This is a genomic window from Alcanivorax sp. (assembly GCF_040118815.1).
In the GTDB taxonomy this organism is placed as follows: domain Bacteria; phylum Pseudomonadota; class Gammaproteobacteria; order Pseudomonadales; family Alcanivoracaceae; genus Alcanivorax.
Genome location: NZ_JBEDTC010000011.1, coordinates 80,523 through 98,437 on the forward strand (window position 1 = coordinate 80,523; position 17,915 = coordinate 98,437).

Annotated in this window: 17 protein-coding genes; all 17 read left to right on the forward strand. The window is 58.3% G+C overall.

Translation table 11 applies throughout. From position 1 onward, the window contains the following. Window positions 1-13: 13 nt before the first annotated feature. The gene (locus ABNH18_RS07720) at window positions 14-985 is read left to right on the forward strand and encodes an acetyl-CoA carboxylase carboxyltransferase subunit alpha (protein WP_349382261.1); all 972 of its coding nucleotides are present in this window, start codon (window positions 14-16) and stop codon (window positions 983-985) included. A gap of 2 nt (window positions 986-987) precedes the next feature. Beyond that, window positions 988-2,289, forward strand: a complete 1,302-nt coding sequence (gene tilS / locus ABNH18_RS07725) for a tRNA lysidine(34) synthetase TilS (RefSeq protein WP_349382262.1) — start codon at window positions 988-990, stop codon at window positions 2,287-2,289. Window positions 2,290-2,440: 151 nt separating this feature from the next. Next, window positions 2,441-4,342, forward strand: a complete 1,902-nt coding sequence (locus ABNH18_RS07730) for a RecQ family ATP-dependent DNA helicase (protein WP_349382263.1) — start codon at window positions 2,441-2,443, stop codon at window positions 4,340-4,342. Between the two features lie 320 nt (window positions 4,343-4,662). Continuing rightward, a complete protein-coding gene (gene pyrG, locus ABNH18_RS07735; protein ID WP_349382264.1) occupies window positions 4,663-6,300 on the forward strand; it encodes a CTP synthase in 1,638 nt (545 codons plus the stop codon). Window positions 6,301-6,303: 3 nt separating this feature from the next. Then, window positions 6,304-7,152, forward strand: a complete 849-nt coding sequence (gene kdsA / locus ABNH18_RS07740) for a 3-deoxy-8-phosphooctulonate synthase (protein WP_349382265.1) — start codon at window positions 6,304-6,306, stop codon at window positions 7,150-7,152. Window positions 7,153-7,175: 23 nt separating this feature from the next. Next, a complete protein-coding gene (eno, locus tag ABNH18_RS07745; RefSeq protein WP_349382266.1) occupies window positions 7,176-8,468 on the forward strand; it encodes a phosphopyruvate hydratase in 1,293 nt (430 codons plus the stop codon). A gap of 3 nt (window positions 8,469-8,471) precedes the next feature. Continuing rightward, a complete protein-coding gene (locus tag ABNH18_RS07750) occupies window positions 8,472-8,840 on the forward strand; it encodes an FtsB family cell division protein (protein WP_502876780.1) in 369 nt (122 codons plus the stop codon). Next, on the forward strand, window positions 8,837-9,559 hold the full coding sequence (gene ispD, locus ABNH18_RS07755) for a 2-C-methyl-D-erythritol 4-phosphate cytidylyltransferase (RefSeq protein WP_349382267.1): 723 nt from the start codon (window positions 8,837-8,839) through the stop codon (window positions 9,557-9,559). Before ABNH18_RS07750 ends, ispD begins: the two co-directional genes overlap by 4 nt. After that, complete coding sequence (ispF, locus tag ABNH18_RS07760) at window positions 9,553-10,035, forward strand: 2-C-methyl-D-erythritol 2,4-cyclodiphosphate synthase (RefSeq protein ID WP_349382268.1); 483 nt, start codon at window positions 9,553-9,555, stop codon at window positions 10,033-10,035. The genes ispD and ispF overlap by 7 nt, the downstream gene beginning before the upstream one ends. Further along, on the forward strand, window positions 10,032-11,087 hold the full coding sequence (truD, locus tag ABNH18_RS07765) for a tRNA pseudouridine(13) synthase TruD (protein WP_349382269.1): 1,056 nt from the start codon (window positions 10,032-10,034) through the stop codon (window positions 11,085-11,087). The genes ispF and truD overlap by 4 nt, the downstream gene beginning before the upstream one ends. A 25-nt stretch (window positions 11,088-11,112) precedes the next feature. Next, the gene (locus ABNH18_RS07770; RefSeq protein ID WP_349382270.1) at window positions 11,113-11,775 is read left to right on the forward strand and encodes a protein-L-isoaspartate(D-aspartate) O-methyltransferase; all 663 of its coding nucleotides are present in this window, start codon (window positions 11,113-11,115) and stop codon (window positions 11,773-11,775) included. A gap of 229 nt (window positions 11,776-12,004) precedes the next feature. Beyond that, window positions 12,005-12,919 (forward strand): DUF368 domain-containing protein, encoded by a 915-nt coding sequence (locus tag ABNH18_RS07775; RefSeq protein WP_349382271.1) that lies wholly within the window; start codon window positions 12,005-12,007, stop codon window positions 12,917-12,919. Window positions 12,920-13,036: 117 nt separating this feature from the next. Next, on the forward strand, window positions 13,037-13,804 hold the full coding sequence (locus ABNH18_RS07780; RefSeq protein ID WP_349382272.1) for a peptidoglycan DD-metalloendopeptidase family protein: 768 nt from the start codon (window positions 13,037-13,039) through the stop codon (window positions 13,802-13,804). Between the two features lie 46 nt (window positions 13,805-13,850). Continuing rightward, a complete protein-coding gene (locus tag ABNH18_RS07785; protein WP_349382273.1) occupies window positions 13,851-14,765 on the forward strand; it encodes a cation diffusion facilitator family transporter in 915 nt (304 codons plus the stop codon). 132 nt (window positions 14,766-14,897) lie between these two features. After that, a complete protein-coding gene (locus ABNH18_RS07790) occupies window positions 14,898-15,539 on the forward strand; it encodes a gluconate 2-dehydrogenase subunit 3 family protein (protein ID WP_349382274.1) in 642 nt (213 codons plus the stop codon). Next, window positions 15,536-17,101 (forward strand): FAD-dependent oxidoreductase, encoded by a 1,566-nt coding sequence (locus ABNH18_RS07795; RefSeq protein WP_349382275.1) that lies wholly within the window; start codon window positions 15,536-15,538, stop codon window positions 17,099-17,101. Before ABNH18_RS07790 ends, ABNH18_RS07795 begins: the two co-directional genes overlap by 4 nt. Window positions 17,102-17,307: 206 nt before the next feature. Further along, complete coding sequence (locus tag ABNH18_RS07800) at window positions 17,308-17,904, forward strand: transcriptional initiation protein Tat (protein ID WP_349382276.1); 597 nt, start codon at window positions 17,308-17,310, stop codon at window positions 17,902-17,904. The last annotated feature ends 11 nt before the right edge of the window (window positions 17,905-17,915 follow it).

Consider the following 17,915-nt stretch of genomic DNA (forward strand, 5'->3'; position numbering starts at 1 on the left):
ACAGGCTCAGAATATGAATCCCAATTTCCTCGAATTTGAACAACCGATTGCCGACCTGGAAGCGAAAATCGAGGAACTGCGTCTGGTGGGCAGTGGCAGCGAGGTGAACATTTCCGAGGAAGTGGCCAAGCTGCAGGAAAAGAGCATTACGCTCACCGAAAGCATTTTTCGCGGCCTCAGCTCCTGGCAGATCTCCCAGCTCTCCCGGCACCCCAAACGTCCCTACATGCTGGATTACATCAAGCGGATTTTCACCGATTTCGATGAGCTGCACGGTGATCGCGCCTTTGCCGATGACCCTGCCATCATCGGTGGTATGACACGCTTGGCGGGTCAGCCTGTAATGGTGATTGGCCACCAGAAAGGCCGCGAAGTGAAAGAGAAGGTGCGCCGTAATTTCGGCATGCCGAAACCGGAAGGCTACCGAAAGGCGTTGCGCCTGATGGAGATGGCCGAACGTTTTAAGCTGCCCGTGCTCACCTTTATTGATACCCCCGGTGCGTTTCCCGGCATTGACGCCGAAGAGCGTGGCCAGTCCGAAGCGATTGCCCGTAACCTGCGTGTCATGTCCCAGCTGAAAACGCCGATTATCGCTACGGTTATTGGCGAGGGCGGCTCCGGCGGCGCTTTGGCCATTGGTGTCTGCGATCATTTGCAGATGCTGGAGTTTTCCACTTATTCGGTGATTTCTCCGGAAGGCTGCGCCTCCATTCTCTGGCGCAGTGCCGACAAGGCACCGGAAGCGGCAGAAGCCATGGGCCTTACGGCCGGGCGGCTGCATGAACTTGGTATTGTAGATCAGGTGATCAAGGAGCCACTGGGTGGCGCTCATCGCGATCACGACCAGGCGGCCGATGCCATTCGCAAGGCACTGGAAACACAGCTGCAATCGCTCCGCGCCCTGGATATGGACGCGCTGATTGACCGCCGTTACGAGCGCCTGATGAGCTACGGCAACGTGGTCAGCGATCCCGCTGACGAATAACCATGTCCGATGCTGCCGCGTTCAGCCAGTCGCTGGCTGAGCAGGCCCCTGATGGGCCTCTTTTGCTGGCCCTCAGCGGTGGGCTGGACTCCTCCCTATTGCTTTACCTCCTGATCAACGCGGGTTTGGGCTCGCGCCTGTCTGCGGTGCATGTGGACCACCAATTACAGGCCGATAGCCAGAGCTGGTCGCGCTTTTGCCAGACGCTGGCAGATGAGCAAGGTATTGAGCTTGTTATTGAACGGGTGGCTGTCGACAGCGCGGAGGGCCTGGAAGCCGGCGCCCGTGATGCCCGTTACGGCGTGTTGTTACCGCTGGCACGGGCCAAGGGGGCGACGCTGGTCATGGCACACCATCGCAACGACCAGGCGGAAACAGTGTTGTTCAGGCTTCTGCGCGGGGCCGGTGTCCGGGGACTGTCGGCCATGGGCGAGCATAGCAAACAGCAGGATGTTTCCCTCTGGCGCCCGCTGTTGGGGCTGAGCCGTGAGTCACTCGAGCACTGGGGTGCTGCGTTATCGCTACGTTGGCGCGAAGACCCCAGCAATCAGGATCAGTCCCTGCGCCGTAATTATCTGCGCCATGCCATTCTGCCAGCATTGCGTGAGCGCTGGCCGGGTGCCGACGCCACGCTGGCCCGGGCCGCTGACCATATGGCTGAAGCCAGTGAGCTGCTCCATGAAATCGCGGTACAGGATGCAGACCGGCTCGGCGTGACCGGGACGGTCCTGCCGCTCACCGGGTTGTCAGACTTGTCTTTGGCGCGTCAGCGCAATGTGCTGCGTTGGTGGCTGAAAGAAAACCGGGTCACCGCTCCCAGTGCCGCCGTGCTTGAGCAGATGCGGACGTTGCATCTGGCCGCCGCAGATAGCCAGGCACGGGTGGAGTGGGGCGGATACGCGGTGCGTTTGTATCAGGGGGCATTGTATCTGGCCCTGCGTGATACATTTCAGCCTTGGCAGGGAGATGCGTGTTGGCCGGAAGGGGCGCCGCCGCCGGCCGTGCCCCACTGGCACTGGACACAACAAGCCAAGGAAGGCGCTGTCTGGGTGCTTCGGCCTCCGGGCGACCTGCGGCTTCGGCCACTGTCTGGCTCCCGGAGCCTGCTCCGTAATGGTTTGCATCAACAGATCAAGGAGTTGTGGCGGGCGGCAGGGGTGCCTCCCTGGCAACGGCGACAGTGGCCACTGCTTTTTCGTCATGGTGAGGTGGTGAGTGTGCCGCTGATCGGGGTGGCTGATGGGGAAGAACCTGGCCACAGTGAGCGTTGGTATTTGCTGCCTGGCGACTCAACGGCGCACTAGAAAACCTGTCCGTGTGTGACTCTGCCGCCGGGTGGTTGTCCGTGCTGGCGGACAGTTAAATACGCAACACCACCTCGCCTCAGCGTTCCTCCTTTGCCAAACTTGCCCTGCCCGGACCCAAGTCCACCCTCACAGCCAAAAAGAGAGTGCCATGCAGGCCCTTCAGCAGCATTTACAGCAGACATTCCAGCTTCAGTCTTTTCGACCTGGCCAAGAGGCGATCATCGATGCTTTGCTGGCCGGCCGATCGGCGCTGGCGGTGTTTCCCACCGGTGGCGGGAAAAGCCTGTGTTATCAATTGCCAGCATTAATGCTGGATGGCGTAACCCTGGTGGTGTCACCACTGATCGCACTGATGAAAGACCAGGTGGATCAGCTCCAGCGGTTGGGTATTGCAGCGGCGCGGCTGGATTCCAGCGTGGATGCGGAACAATTGCAGGAGATCTACAGAGGCCTGGATGATGGCACTATCAAGCTGTTGTACGTGGCGCCGGAGCGCCTGGCCAACGAGCGATTTCTGGCTCGGTTGAAACGGTTGTCCATCAGCATGATGGCCGTGGATGAAGCGCATTGTGTCTCGGAATGGGGGCATAACTTTCGCCCGGATTACCTGAAACTGGCACAGTTGGCGAAAGATCTCGATGTGGGCCGGGTGCTGGCGCTGACGGCCACTGCCACGCCCCAGGTGGCGAAGCAGATCTGCGATAGTTTCGCGATTGCGGGTAAGGACCACGTGCAGACAGGCTTTTTTCGTCCCAATCTGGCGTTAAGTGTTCAGCCACATGATGCCCGTGAGCGAGATCAGGCGTTGCTGGAGGTATTGCAGGCCCGGCCGTCGGAGCCCGCCATCGTTTATGTCACCTTACAGAAAACCGCAGAGCGGGTTGCCGGGTTTCTGCAAGCACAGGGGTTGTCTGCACAGGCCTACCATGCCGGGCTGAAGGATGATGAGCGCCACCAGGCCCAGGAAACCTTTATGGCCGGTCAGGTGAATATTGTGGTTGCCACCATTGCCTTTGGGATGGGCATCGACAAGGCGGATATTCGTGCCATTTATCATTACAACCTGCCCAAGTCCCTGGAAAACTACATGCAGGAAATCGGCCGGGCCGGGCGCGACGGCCAGCCTTCCCGGTGCGTGCTGTTGGCCAGCTCGGACGATCTGACGGTGCTGGAAAATTTCAGTTACGGGGACACGCCGGACAGTGAATCGCTGGCGGGATTGATTGACTGGCTGGTGGGCCAGCCTGACCAGTTTGACCTGTCGGTACATGAATTGTCCGGGCAGTTCGATGTGCGCCCTTTGGTGATCAATACACTGCTGACTTACCTGGAGCTGGCAGAAGTGATTCGCGCCACGGCACCGTTTTATACGGAGTACAAACTGGCCTTTCAGACCCCGCAGGATGACGTTATTGGTCAGTTCAACAGCGACAGGGCTGATTTTCTGCAGCGGGTTTTCGCCACCGGGAAGCAAGGGCGTATCTGGCTCACGTTGAAGCCCATTGCGGCGGCGGAGGAGCTGCAGGTTGATCGACTTCGCATCCTCAAGGCCTTGGGCTATCTGGAGCAGCAGGGGATGATTGAGATGCGGGTGGCCGGGGTGCGTCAGGGCTATCGGATGATCAATCGGCCGCAGGGTGCGCAAGCGCTGGCCTCAAGAATGCAAGAGCAGTTTCGAGTGCGCGAACAGCGTGATATCCAGCGTTTACAGCAAGTCTGTGCCTGGGCCGAGGGAGGCGAGTGCTATCAACAGGCTCTGGTGGACTATTTTGGTGAGCGTTTGCCCGAGCCCTGTGGTCAGTGCAATAACTGCAAGGGTGAACATTGGCCGATGACTACGCGCCGTCACCGTATTCCTGATGAGGCGATGATTCGGGCGGTGAGAGCAGAGGGGCATGGGGCGCTGGCGACGCCCCGGCAACTGGCCCGCTTTCTGTGTGGTATTAGCAGCCCCCGCGCCAGCCGCGCCCGTCTTGCGCGGCATCCCGCCTTTGCGTCGCTGATCGATGCTCCTTTTGCCGAGGTGCTGTCGGCGTGTGAGAGGGACTGAGGCCGGGTGTGAAACGTGGAATGGCCGAGTTAGGCGTGAGTTGATCTTCGTTATGTCGCTCTTGGCGTCTGCCGTTATCACTTTTTACGCTCCTGAGAGCGATTCCGATTGAGGCGCGGGGCGGCTTCTGTTAACATTTTCTCCCGTCCTGATGTAGCGCAAGCTCCTGAATTTTCAGGTGTTCAATCGTCTCTTGCGTAGCTGGCCAACCCGATTCACGAAAGCTCCTTGCGCGTCTGTAACGTGCAGGGTGTTTTTTTTATGGGGGCCAGTACAAACTGACGATGGTGCTATCAACCCACTAGCGATCTGGTGAGTGCATGTCTCGTTTCATCTTTGTCACCGGCGGTGTGGTGTCGTCTCTGGGAAAGGGGATTACCTCTGCGTCCCTGGCCACTCTGTTGGAAGCCCGCGGCCTCAACGTCACCCTGATTAAAATGGATCCCTACATCAATGTGGATCCCGGAACCATGAGCCCTTACCAGCACGGTGAGGTGTTTGTGACCGACGATGGCGCCGAAACCGACCTGGATTTGGGTCATTACGAGCGTTTTATTCGCACTCGCCTGAACCGCCGCAACAGCTTTACCACCGGCCGGGTTTATCAGCATGTGCTGGATAAAGAGCGCCGTGGTGAATATCTGGGCGCCACCGTCCAGGTAATTCCTCATATCACCGATGAGATCAAGCTGAAAATCCGCGAAGGGGCAGGGGATGCGGATGTGGCCATTGTCGAAATTGGCGGCACCGCGGGCGATATCGAATCGCTGCCTTTCCTGGAAGCGGCTCGTCAGATGCGGGTGGAGCTGGGCTCCAGCCAGTCGCTTTTGGTGCACCTGACGCTGGTGCCGTACATCGCCACCGCCGGTGAGATCAAAACCAAACCGACCCAGCATTCCGTGAAAGAGCTGCGTTCCATCGGCCTGCAGCCAGACATCCTGGTGTGTCGTGCAGATGACCCGATTCCGCAGAGCGCCCGGGACAAGATTGCCCTGTTTACCAACGTGGAAGCCCGGGCGGTGATTTCCTCACCGGACTGCAAGACCATTTACCAGGTCCCCCGTGGCATGCACGAGCAAGGCCTGGACGCCATCGTGGTGGAAAAGTTTGGCCTGGACCTGCCCGAACCGGATCTCAGCGAGTGGGATCGTGTGGTGGAAGCGCAGCTGAACCCGGAAAACGAAGTCACCATCGGTATGGTGGGCAAGTACATCGAACTGGTCGATGCCTACAAGTCACTCAACGAAGCCCTGATCCATGCGGGTATCAGCAACCGCGCCAAGGTCAATATCCTGTATCTGGATGCGGAAGATATCGAGCGTGAGGGCACGAGTGTGCTGGAAAGCCTGGATGCCATTCTGGTACCCGGTGGTTTCGGTGACCGGGGTACGGAAGGCAAGATTGCCGCGATCCGTTATGCCCGTGAGAACAAGGTGCCGTATCTGGGTATCTGCCTGGGCATGCAGTTGGCGGTAATCGAATATGCCCGCCACGTGGCGGGCATCGAGCAAGCTCATTCCTCGGAGCTGAACCCGAACACCCCGGACCCGGTGGTGGGGCTGATCACCGAATGGACCACCGAAGATGGCCAGAAGGAACAACGTTCTGCGGACTCCGACCTGGGTGGTACCATGCGCTTGGGTGGCCAGGAATGTGTGCTGGAAGAAGGCAGTCGCGCGGCTCAGTGCTATGGCAACACGCATATCGTGGAGCGCCATCGCCATCGCTATGAGGTAAACAATAATTACCTGCCGCAGCTGGAAGCGGCAGGTTTGAACATCGTTGGCCGTTCCGTGGACGGTGAATTGGTGGAAGTGATCGAAGTGGGCGACCATCCGTGGTTTGTCGCCTGCCAGTTCCACCCGGAGTTCACTTCCACCCCCCGTGACGGTCACGGTTTGTTCAAAGGCTATGTGGCAGCCGCCTTGGCGGAACAGCAGGCCCACAAGGAGAAGTGATCCGTGAGTAGCCAGAAGACTATTGCCCTGAACGGGCTGGAGTTCGCCAACGACAAGCCCATGGCCTTGTTCGGTGGCATGAATGTACTGGAGTCCCGGGACATGGCCATGCAAGTGGCCGAAGCTTACGCGGAAGTGACCAGCAAGCTGAACATGCCCTGGGTATTCAAGGCCAGTTTCGACAAGGCCAACCGGTCTTCATTGAGTTCCTACCGGGGGCCGGGCCTGGACGAGGGCCTGAAGATCTTCGAAGAAGTGAAGAAGACCTTCAACTGCCCGGTGATCACCGACGTGCACGAACCTTATCAGGCCGCACCGGTGGCGGAAGTGGCGGATATCATCCAGCTGCCAGCGTTTCTGGCGCGGCAGACGGATCTGGTGGAAGCCATGGCGAAAACCGGCGCCATCATCAATATCAAGAAACCCCAGTTTCTGGCGCCCCATGAAATGTCGCATATCCTGCACAAGTGTGAGGATGCCGGTAACGACCAGCTGATTCTTTGTGAGCGCGGTTCCAGCTTTGGTTACAACAACCTGGTGGTGGACATGCTCGGCTTCGGCATCATGAAGCAATTCAACTATCCGGTCTTTTTCGACGTGACCCACGCCTTACAGAAACCTGGCGGCCGAGCCGACAGCGCCGATGGCCGTCGTGCCCAGGTGGCGGAACTGGGCCGGGCGGGGATCAGCCAAGGCATTGCCGGCCTGTTCCTGGAAGCTCACCCGGACCCGGATAATGCCAAATGCGATGGCCCTTGCGCCCTGAGACTGGATCGTCTGGAGCCATTCCTCGCACAGATGCAAACCCTGGATAATACCGTCAAGGCACTGCCTGCCTTTGAAAATAACTGATTAGAGTTTGGAGATTGATCGACATGTCCAAGATCGTTGATATCAAGGCCCGCGAAATTCTGGATTCCCGTGGCAACCCGACCATCGAAGCCGATGTGATTCTTGAGTCCGGTGCCAGTGGCAGTGCCTGCGCGCCCAGTGGTGCCTCCACCGGTTCCCGCGAAGCACTGGAACTGCGTGATGGCGACAAGTCCCGTTACCTGGGCAAAGGCGTCACCAAGGCGGTGGGTAATGTGAACTCCGCCATCCGTGAACTGCTGGTGGGCAAAGATGCCAGCGACCAGAAGGCGCTGGATCAGGCGATGCTGGATGCCGATGGCACCGAGAACAAGGCGAACCTGGGCGCCAACGCGATTCTGGCTGTGTCACTGGCGGCGGCTAAAGCCGCGGCGGCGGATCAGGGCAAACCCCTGTACGAGTATATTTCCGACCTGCAGGATGATGACAACGAGTATTCCTTGCCGGTGCCGATGATGAATATCATCAACGGGGGCGAGCACGCCGATAACAACGTGGATATTCAGGAATTCATGATTCAGCCAGTGGGCGCCCCCACGGTGGCGGAAGCGATTCGCTACGGGGCGGAAATATTCCATGCCCTGAAAGGCGTGCTGAAGAAGCGTGGCCTGAATACCGCGGTTGGTGATGAAGGCGGCTTTGCGCCGAACCTGCCGAGCAACGAAGCGGCACTGGAAGCCATCATGGAAGCCATCGAGATTGCCGGTTACAAGGCTGGTGATGATGTGACCTTGGCCCTGGATTGCGCGGCCAGCGAATTCTACAAGGATGGTAAGTACGTGTTGGCCGGTGAAGACCGCAGCATGAACTCGGAAGAGTTTGCCGACTACTTGGCGGAGCTGTGCGACCGTTACCCGATCATCTCCATTGAAGATGGCATGGACGAATCCGATTGGGATGGCTGGAAAATTCTCACCGAAAAACTGGGCAAGAAAATCCAGCTGGTGGGTGACGATCTGTTCGTGACCAACACCAAAATTCTCAAGCGCGGTATCGACGAGAAAGTGGCTAACTCCATCCTGATCAAGTTCAACCAGATCGGCTCTCTCACCGAAACCCTGGACGCCATCAAGATGGCCAAGGATGCCGGTTACACCGCAGTCATTTCCCACCGTAGTGGTGAAACGGCAGACACGACTATCGCGGATCTCGCGGTAGCGACTGCAGCGGGTCAGATCAAAACCGGTTCCCTGTGTCGCTCTGACCGTGTTGCCAAGTACAACCGCTTGATTCGCATTGAGCAGGAATTGGGCCGTGCGGCTTACCACGGTCGCAAAGAGTTCAAGCTGCTCGGCTAAGCGATGCCAGCTCCCAAGGCAAAACCCAGCGCCGGCAACAGCAAGGGCAATGCCGAGCGGATGACATTGAAAGTGTCACCCGCCCGGCAAGTCGCTCTGGCGTTGCTGGCGCTGCTGTTTCTGGGTCTACAGGTCCGTTTGTGGTTTGGTGAAGGCAGCCTTCGGCATGTGGCCGCGCTGAAAAAAGACGTGGCGGTGCTGAAGGAAAGCAATGCGAAGCTGGCTGAACGCAATCGACTGATGGCCGCCGACGTGAACGACTTGAAGCAGGGCACGGAAGCCGTGGAAGAAATCGCGCGTAAGGACCTGGGCATGGTTCGCAAGGGAGAAACGTTTTTCCTGATTCTTGAGCAGCCCCGGGGCAGCAAGTGAACTCTGTTATTTCTGGCCCGCTGTATGCCGTTGTTCCCGCTGCTGGCGTTGGGAGCAGAATGGGCGCGGGTTTTCCCAAGCAGTATCTTTCCCTGGCCGGTCAAACCTTGGCCGAACACACCCTGAACCGATTGCTCTCGTTCGCACCGATCCACAAAGTGGTGGTGGCGGTGTCTGCTGACGACCCCTGGTGGCCCACGTTGGCGGTATCGCGCCATCCGCGCATTCAGACGGTGACCGGGGGGGCTGCCCGTGCCGACTCGGTACGCAATGGTGTTACGGCGGTGTTGGATGAGGGAGGAGCCGACGCTTGGGTGTTGGTGCACGACATGGCGCGCCCGCTGATCCGACTCTCGGATATTCAATCCCTGCTGGATCAGACAGGCCCTCAGGGCGCCATTCTCGCCTTGCCGGTGGTGGATACCATCAAGCAGACCCTGGGTGAACAGCGTATCGCTGCCACCCTGGACCGTGCGCATATTTGGCGGGCCCTGACACCTCAGCTCTTTCCGGCCCAGGCTTTGCTGGCGGCATTGAGTGGAGACTTGGCCACCATTACCGATGAAGCCTCTGTCATGGAACGTGACGGTTGGCAGCCCGGGCTGGTGGCGGGCCACAGTGACAATATCAAAATAACGGTACCCGACGATCTGCCGCTGGCCCGGTTTTATCTGAGCCGACAGCAGGGCGATGGCATTAATGAAGGAGAGCAGTGTTGAGCGTGCGTATTGGCCAGGGGTTTGATGTTCATGCTTTCGATGTGGGCGACCATGTCATGCTCGGTGGCGTTGCCATTCCCCACAGTCATGGGCTCAAGGCGCATTCCGATGGCGATGTGGCGTTGCATGCTTTATCCGATGCCTTGCTCGGCGCCCTGGCGCTGGGGGATATCGGGCATTATTTCCCGGATACCGACCCGCAATGGCAAGGTGCCGATTCCGGCCAGCTGCTGACCGCCATTTATTCATCCATTTTGGACGCCGGATGGCGACTGGGTAATGCGGACCTTACGGTGATTTGTCAGGCCCCCAAGCTGGCACCGCACATTCTCGCCATGCGTGAGCGGGTCGCTGAACTGCTGCAATGTGATATGGGGCAAGTGTCCGTCAAGGCGACGACCACGGAAAAACTCGGTTTTACCGGTCGCAAGGAAGGCATCGCGGTGCAAGCTGTTGTGCTGCTGGAGAGCCAGTGAATTCCTCGTCCGAAATTCTTCATGAAGGCTTGCCCTGCGCACACGGCGGCCCGGTATGCCAAGGGGTATTAAAGGCTCGGCCAGACGATTTTTATGTTGCAGAACAGATGCACGTGACGTTGGACGGGAAGGGGGAGCACCTCTGGCTGGAAATCGAGAAAACCCGCTGGAATACCGAAGACGTGGCCATGTTGCTAGCCAAACAGGCCCGTGTGCACCGTTTGTCCGTGGGTTACAGCGGTTTGAAAGACAAACACGCGGTGACCCGGCAATGGTTCAGTCTGCATTTGCCGGGTAAGGATGACCCTGCGTTCGACTGGCCCGAAGGGCTGACGGTGCTGCAATCCGGGCGTCACCGCCGCAAGCTCAATCGTGGCACCCATCGTGCCAACGATTTTCGGCTACGCGTTACCGGTTTCCAAGGGGACCGGGATGTGCTGGAAACCCAGCTGCACACCATCATGGCGCAAGGGGTGCCGAATTATTTTGGCGAGCAGCGTTTTGGTCGCGGGGCCGGCAATCTGGTGCGTGGCACCGAATGGCTACTGGGCGGGGAGGCGCCGCGCAAGAAAGCCCTGCGGGGTATGTGGTTGTCCGCCGTGCGCAGCAATCTGTTCAATCAGGTATTGGCTGAACGAGTACGTCGCGATTGTTGGAACAGGGTCCTGGCCGGCGATATTTTGCAACCGGAAGGCAGCCGCGGATTATTTCTGGCCGATGATGATCCCGAGGCAGTGGAACGGGTAACGAGCGGGGAGGTGCATCCCACCGCCCCTTTGCCGGGCTTGCCCGGCATGGCATCATCTGGCCCCTGTAACATACTCGAACAGCAGATACTGGCGCCCCATGCCCCGGTGATTGAGGGCCTGCGCCAGATCAAGGTAGAAGAAGCCCGCCGAAGCACAAGGCTACCGGTACGGGACTTGCAATGGGTCTGGCATAAAGACTCGGAACGGGAAGGGGAAGACTGCCTGGAGCTGGCGTTTACGCTACCCACAGGCGCTTTTGCCACGACAGTAATGGCAGAGCTGATCAGTTCACCGGCTGATTAACTCGCATTGAGGCAAACGAACACAGATGGATATCCAACTCAGCGGCATCGGCATGACGTCTGCACGGACCCGGGATCGGTTAGTGCAGCGGCTGCGTGATGCCGGTATCCAGGACGAGCGCGTACTGGATGCCATCCGCAATACACCACGACACTTGTTCATCGAAGAGGCCTTGGCGCATCAGGCCTATGACGATACCGCCTTGCCGATCGGTCATGGGCAAACCATTTCCCAGCCCTGGGTGGTAGCTCGCATGACCGAGCTGTTGATCGCCAACGGGAAGCCACGCAAGGTGCTGGAAATCGGTACCGGTTGTGGTTACCAGACCTCGGTGTTGGCCCCGTTTTGTGATGAGCTTTACTCTGTGGAACGGATTCGCCCTTTGCAGGATCAGGCCCGTAAGCGCCTGTTGCAGTTAGGCTTGGCCAAGGTGCAGCTCAAGCATGCGGATGGCGGTTTTGGCTGGACAGCGGAGGCGCCGTTCGATGGTATTCTCGCGGCGTGTGCCCGTGTAGATATTCCGGACGATTTATTGTCTCAACTGGCAGATGGCGGTCGCCTGGTGATGCCCGTTGGCGGTGATCGCCAGCAAATTCTTACCGTGGTCGATCGTGAGGGGGATCAATTTCATACCCAAACGTTGGACCCGGTACGGTTTGTGCCGTTCCAGCGCGGGGTGATGCGATAGGGCAGTGACAAGCCTCAAGCCTACGCGACAAGGCGCGATCCCGGTACGTGCCGTCTTGTAGGCCTTGCCCGCGCTTTACTGCTTGGGCGCGGCTGAAAGGTTTGAGAAACTGCGATTCTTGATTCGTGTTGCAGCTTGAAGCTTGTCGCTTGTTGCCCGCTCCAGGCGTTTGAGACAACTAACCCCCAATCTGCGTTGTTGCGTGCAGCGTGATGCGTGAGGCCTAAACATGATTCGACCCGGTATTTTTTTTCGCGGCATGGCCATGGGAGCTGCCGATGTAGTGCCGGGTGTGTCCGGTGGCACCCTGGCCCTGATTACGGGCATCTATGAAGAATTGATCAACACTCTGGGCAGTATTACGCCGCGCTTGTTGGTTGTGTGGCGTCAGCAGGGATTCGTTGCCGCCTGGCAACAGGGCAATTTCACGTTTTTGTTCACCTTGTTGGCCGGTATCTTCACCAGCATTGCCGTGCTGGCTCGGTTGATTACCTGGCTGCTGGATACGCATCCGGTACCGGTATGGGCTTTTTTTAGTGGCCTGATTCTCGCCAGCATTCTCCTGGTGTTGAAACCCCTGCAGCAGCGTGGCCCGATGCAAATAGGGGCCTTTCTGGTTGGCTCCGGCGTGGCAGTAGTCATCGGTCTGGCACCGGCACTGTCGGCAGCGGGGAGTGGCGCCCTGGTGTTTTTCTTCAGCGGCATGCTCGCCATTTGCGCCATGATCCTGCCGGGCATCTCCGGCAGTTTTATCCTTCTTTTACTGGGCATGTACCAGCCTGTGCTGGAAGCTGTGAAGCAGGCTGAGTTCGCGCTGCTCTTCGCGTTTCTGTCGGGTTGCGCAGTGGGCCTGTTGAGCTTTGTGCATGTGCTCAAGTGGACGTTGCACCGTTTCCATGACACGGTCATGGCGTTGCTTGCCGGCTTTATGGCCGGTTCGTTACTGAAATTGTGGCCGTGGCGATTGAGCGGTGAGCACGGCCTGGGTGATACATGGTTGTGGCCGTCACAGTATGCGACGCTTACTGATCAGTCAGCACAGTTGCCTTTGGCACTGGCCATGGTGGCCGTTGCGGCCGTATTGGTGTGGTTACTTTACCGGGCCGCGCCAGTGCATAATGCTGCACAGACACCGCAAGGCTGAATACTGGCTCCGTGAAGCCAACGGGGACAGATTAGGTTTGAGCAATTTCAATTCAGGTTTCCTGGCAACGGGGTGGTTGATGGCAGTAAATCTTCACACAGGCACCGACACTTACTGATGCGCGCACTGGCAGCGTTCATGGTCTGGATTTTGGTCAGTGGCTGCAGTGCCGGCAATTTTGCGCCGGTGGTGGATATTTACGGCCAGGAGCCCAAGCCGCGCAAAGTCACCTCCGGTACTCACCATGTACGTGAAGGGGAGACGTTATATTCCATTGCCTGGCGTTACGGCTGGGACTTTCGTTCGTTGGCCCGGGCCAATAATATTCCGGCCCCGTACACCATTTATCCCGGCCAGCGCATCTCTTTGGGCATCAAAACGTCCAGCCCGGTGGTGGCCAGTAAACCGGCTACCTCTTCTACAAAACCTGCCAGTAAACCCGCAGTGTCAAAACTCGCGTCCAAACCGGCCCCGGCGGCAAAGCCTGCTTCCAAGCCTTCAGTAACGACTGGCCCAGTGGAATGGCGCTGGCCAGCAAGTGGCGAGGTGGTGGAATCGTTTTCCAACGCCAGTCAGGGCCGCAAGGGGATTGCCATTTCCGGGCGCCGGAACAGCCCGGTGGTGGCGGCTGCTCCGGGCCGCGTGGTTTACCGGGGTAGCGGCCTCACAGGCTACGGTAATCTACTGATCATCAAACACAGCGAACGCTGGTTAAGCGCTTATGCCCATAATGATAAGATGATGGTCAAGGAAGGGGATGCAGTGAAAGGGGGGCAGCAGGTTGCCACCATGGGCGCCAGTGGGACTTTCCGCACGCAGCTGCATTTTGAAATTCGCAAAGACGGTAAACCCGTCGACCCCATGGGTTATTTGCCCAAGCGCTGATTCCCCGGCTCCGCGTTTCCTCAACCGATTGGAACGGAATACCTTTATGCGTCGAGATGATCGCCGTGAACATCGTCTGCTGCTTATGGCAGGGTTGGCATCCGTCCTGACGGCACTGATTCTGATTGCGGCAAAAGCCATTGCCTGGCTGATGACCGGCTCTGTCAGTCTACTGGCCTCGCTGGTGGATTCGGTGATGGATTCCATTGCCTCGCTGATCAATTTTTTCGCCATTCGCTATTCGCTGGTGCCTCCGGATGAAGAGCACCGCTTCGGGCATGGCAAGGCCGAAGCGCTGGCCGGCCTGGGGCAGGCGGTCTTCATTGCCGGCTCCTCGGTGTTCCTGATTCACCAATCGGTGGGCAAGCTGATGGACCCGCAGCCCATCAGCGAAAATGGTGCTGGGGTGGTGGTGATGCTGTTTTCCATCGTGCTGACATTCGGGTTATTGCTGATCCAGAAGTATGTGGTTAGGGAAACCGGCTCCACCGCCATTGAGGCGGACTCGCTGCATTACCTGTCAGACTTGGCGGTGAATGTGGGGATCATTGTCGTGTTGGTGGTCAGTCAGTTTGGCTATCTATGGCTGGACGGTGTGGTGGGGCTGGTGATTGCGGTCTTTATTCTGTTCAGCGCCTGGCACATTGCCTATGAATCTGCACAGCTGTTGCTGGACCGGGAAATTCCGGGGGAGGTGAGAGAGGTGATTTCCGCGATTGTGGCGGATCATCCGCAGGCGCTGGGGTTTCATGATCTGCGCACCCGCCAGTCCGGGCGCACCCAGTTTATTCAGCTGCATGTGGATATGGATCAGAACCTGACCCTATTGCAGGCTCACGATCTGGCTACCCGGATTGAAACGCGTATTCAGGAGGCGTTTCCCATGGCGGATGTGATTATCCATCAAGATCCGGTAGCCGTTGGGCCAAAAGTGACCCTCGACGACCGCCCTCCAACCTGACGACTCCTCCCAACCCCGCGCCAATGCAGGGCTGTACTGTGCGGTCAAACTTGGCTGTGCAGGTAAACACATTGTTTTCATAGGGGCTTTTCAGTAGCTTCATCACTGACTTGTTTGTGTTGAGGATAGACCATGAAAAGCCCCCATTCCGCCCCCAACGTGGCGGCAATCTGGCAGCAGGGCATGGCCCGACGGCGCTTTCTGAAATGGAGCCTGCTGGGTTCCGCCGGTGTCGCTGCCGTGGCCGCCGGCGGTTTTGCCTTTCTGCGCCGCTCCCCGCTGGACAACCAGCCTGCGCCGGCGTGGGCCACCGGGCTTTCCGCTGCGGAATATCACCTTTTTGATCGTGCCCGCCAGGTGTTGTTACCGGTGGAAGGCACCGCGCTGACCCCCAGTGACCAGGTGCCAGTGGTGCGTAATGTTCAGGCATTGTTGAATAACCTGGACCCGGCCACGCGCAAGGAAATGGGCACTGGTCTGGGATTGTTCGATAACGCAGCAGTGCTCAGCCATGGCCGTCGGTTTGTGGATTTATCCGACGAGGAGGCGCGGGCCTATTTTGATAGCTGGGGCCGTGCCAGCGTGATTCAGCGCACCTTGGCCACGGTGATCAAGCAGCTCACCTACAGTGCCTACTGGCAGGAACCGACCACTTGGGCGCCGGTGGATTTCGATGGCCCGGTTAGTGATAAGTGGGGGCTTGCCTATTTGGGCAATGCACCGCTACCGGAAAATGATGAGCTGCGAGCTAAGCAGCCGGAGGGGCAGGCATGAGTGACACGATAACAACCACAATGTCAGACAAGCCCGGCTGGCAGGCCCAAGGGCTTGCTGTGCACCAAGCCAGTGATGTGGCTAATGAGCACATCGATCTTCATGCGGATGTGGTGATTGTCGGCTCGGGCGCGGGTGGTGCGGTTAGTGCCTATGAGCTGGCCCGGCGCGGCTTTAAGGTTGTTGTTCTGGAAGCGGGTGCCTATGTGCCTTCTAAAGACTTTACCGAACGTTTCACCGAAAGCCTGGACACCTTGTACCAGGACCACGGTGGGCAGGCCAATACCAGTGGCGATCTGCTGGTATTGCAGGGCGCTTGTGTGGGGGGGTCCACGGTGGTGAATGGTTGTGTGTGTTTCCGCACCCCGGATTTCATTCTCCAGGATTGGCAGCGGGATTTTGGTCTGGATGACCTGACGACAGCGGAATTGACCCCGTACTTCGATGAAGTGGAAAAGAATTTGGCGGTTCACGAAAACGGTGAACATGAGATCCCTCGTCACGGGCGCTTGATTCGAAGCGGTGCCAATAGCCTGGGGTGGTCGGTGAAGCCGTTGCAGCGCAATATCCGCGAATGTGGTCTTACCGGGCACTGTCTGTCCGGCTGCAAGACTGAGCGCAAGCAGTCCATGCTAGTCACGTATCTGCCCTGGGCCACTGCCCATGGCGCACAAATTTACGCGGATACACGGGTTGAGAAGATTCTCACCGAAAACGGTAAGGCAAGCGGTGTTGAAGCGACTGTCACTCACCGTGACGGTTCCGTTGCAGCACGCATGACTGTAACCGCACCTCGGGTGATCGTCGCCGCTGGCGCCGTGCAAAGTCCGCTGCTATTGCTGAAAAGTGGGCTGGCGAACCGGTCGGGGCAAGTGGGGCAGAACTTTGCCTGCCACCCGTCGCTATTTGTAACGGCCCGTTACCCAGAACCTGTTTACCCTTGGCGCGGCGCCATGTTGGGTGTGTATGTGGACGAGTTTATGCATCCCGACAAGGGGGGCTTTGTTCTTGAAGATGGCGGTGCCGGCTTGGTGGAACTGACTATGACGGCAGAACCGGGCACGGGTAAACCCTTCATGGACTACATGGAGGATGCCAAGCATCTGGGAGCGCTGGTTACCCTGATACACGATCATAATGTGGGGACCATCGAGTGGGATGGGGAGCGCAAGAAGATCAACTATCAGCTCAGTGATATGGATTTTCCGTCCATGCAGCGGGCCTTGAAGGCGGCGGCTCGCCTGCATCTGGCATCGGGCGCTGAGGAAGTCTATGTGCCGGCCAGTGATAACCGGGTAATTCGTAGTGAGGCGGATATCGACGTTATGGTCGACAGTCTGGAAAACCTGCCGCAGCACCTGCGCATGGTCAGTTACCACCCACAAGGCACCTGCCGGATGGGGGCAGACCCTGATAACAGTGTGGTTGGTAGCGATGGGCAAAGCCACGATGTGCCTGGATTATATGTGGCTGACGCCAGCCTGTTACCGACCTCCATTATCGTTAACCCGCAAATCACAGTGTATGCACTGGCGACCCGTATCGCTCGGCAAATGGCGTAATGGCAGCGGGCAAAGATGCCCGCACGCCAACCCCCCGTAACCCTGTATTCACTCTTGATCATAACGCCCACCCCCGGTTGCTCTGGTGGTTTTGGCGTTTGTAACGGTTTGTTATAGACTCAACGCATAACAATGATGGCAAGTACCGCTCCACCAATAACAACAAGGGCCTGAGCAAAAACAGGCCTGCCCAGGAGAGGGTCTGAATGAAGAAGAATAACCGTGCGCCGCTGCCCGGCTTTCTGGCTGGTCTTGAGCCGCTGAGCCGCCGCGGGTTCCTGCGCACCAGTGTACTGGCGGGGGCCGCGTTCACTACCGGCTGTTCCAGCCTGCTTGGTCGCCGTGAGGCACCGCAAACCCTCCAATATCATAGTCTGAATAACGACGAAGTTGAGGTGATCACCCGCCTGACCGAGGTGATGATCCCTGCCGAGCGATATGGCCTTCCTTCCAGTACCGATGTGGTTCCCACGGTGAAGAATGTAGATGCCATGACTCAGCGCATGCCCCCCCAAACCCGTGAACTGCTGGGGTTGGGCGTCTGGGTGTTTAATAACCGGCCCATGGTTAGCTTCAAGTTCAGTCGCTTTACCAGCTTGTCCGATGACAAGGCGTTGGATTATGTGAACGCCATGCAGGAAGGCTCGTTCTTCGAGCGCGGGCTGATGACTACCCTGAAAGCGTTGGTGGCCTTGAACTACTGGCGTGATGAGCGAACCTGGCCGGGTCTTGAATACCACGGGCCGGTGACAGAGTTGTGGGGTGTACGACGATTGGGGAATGCCCCGTTACCACGGGCGTAAGGGCGGAGAAT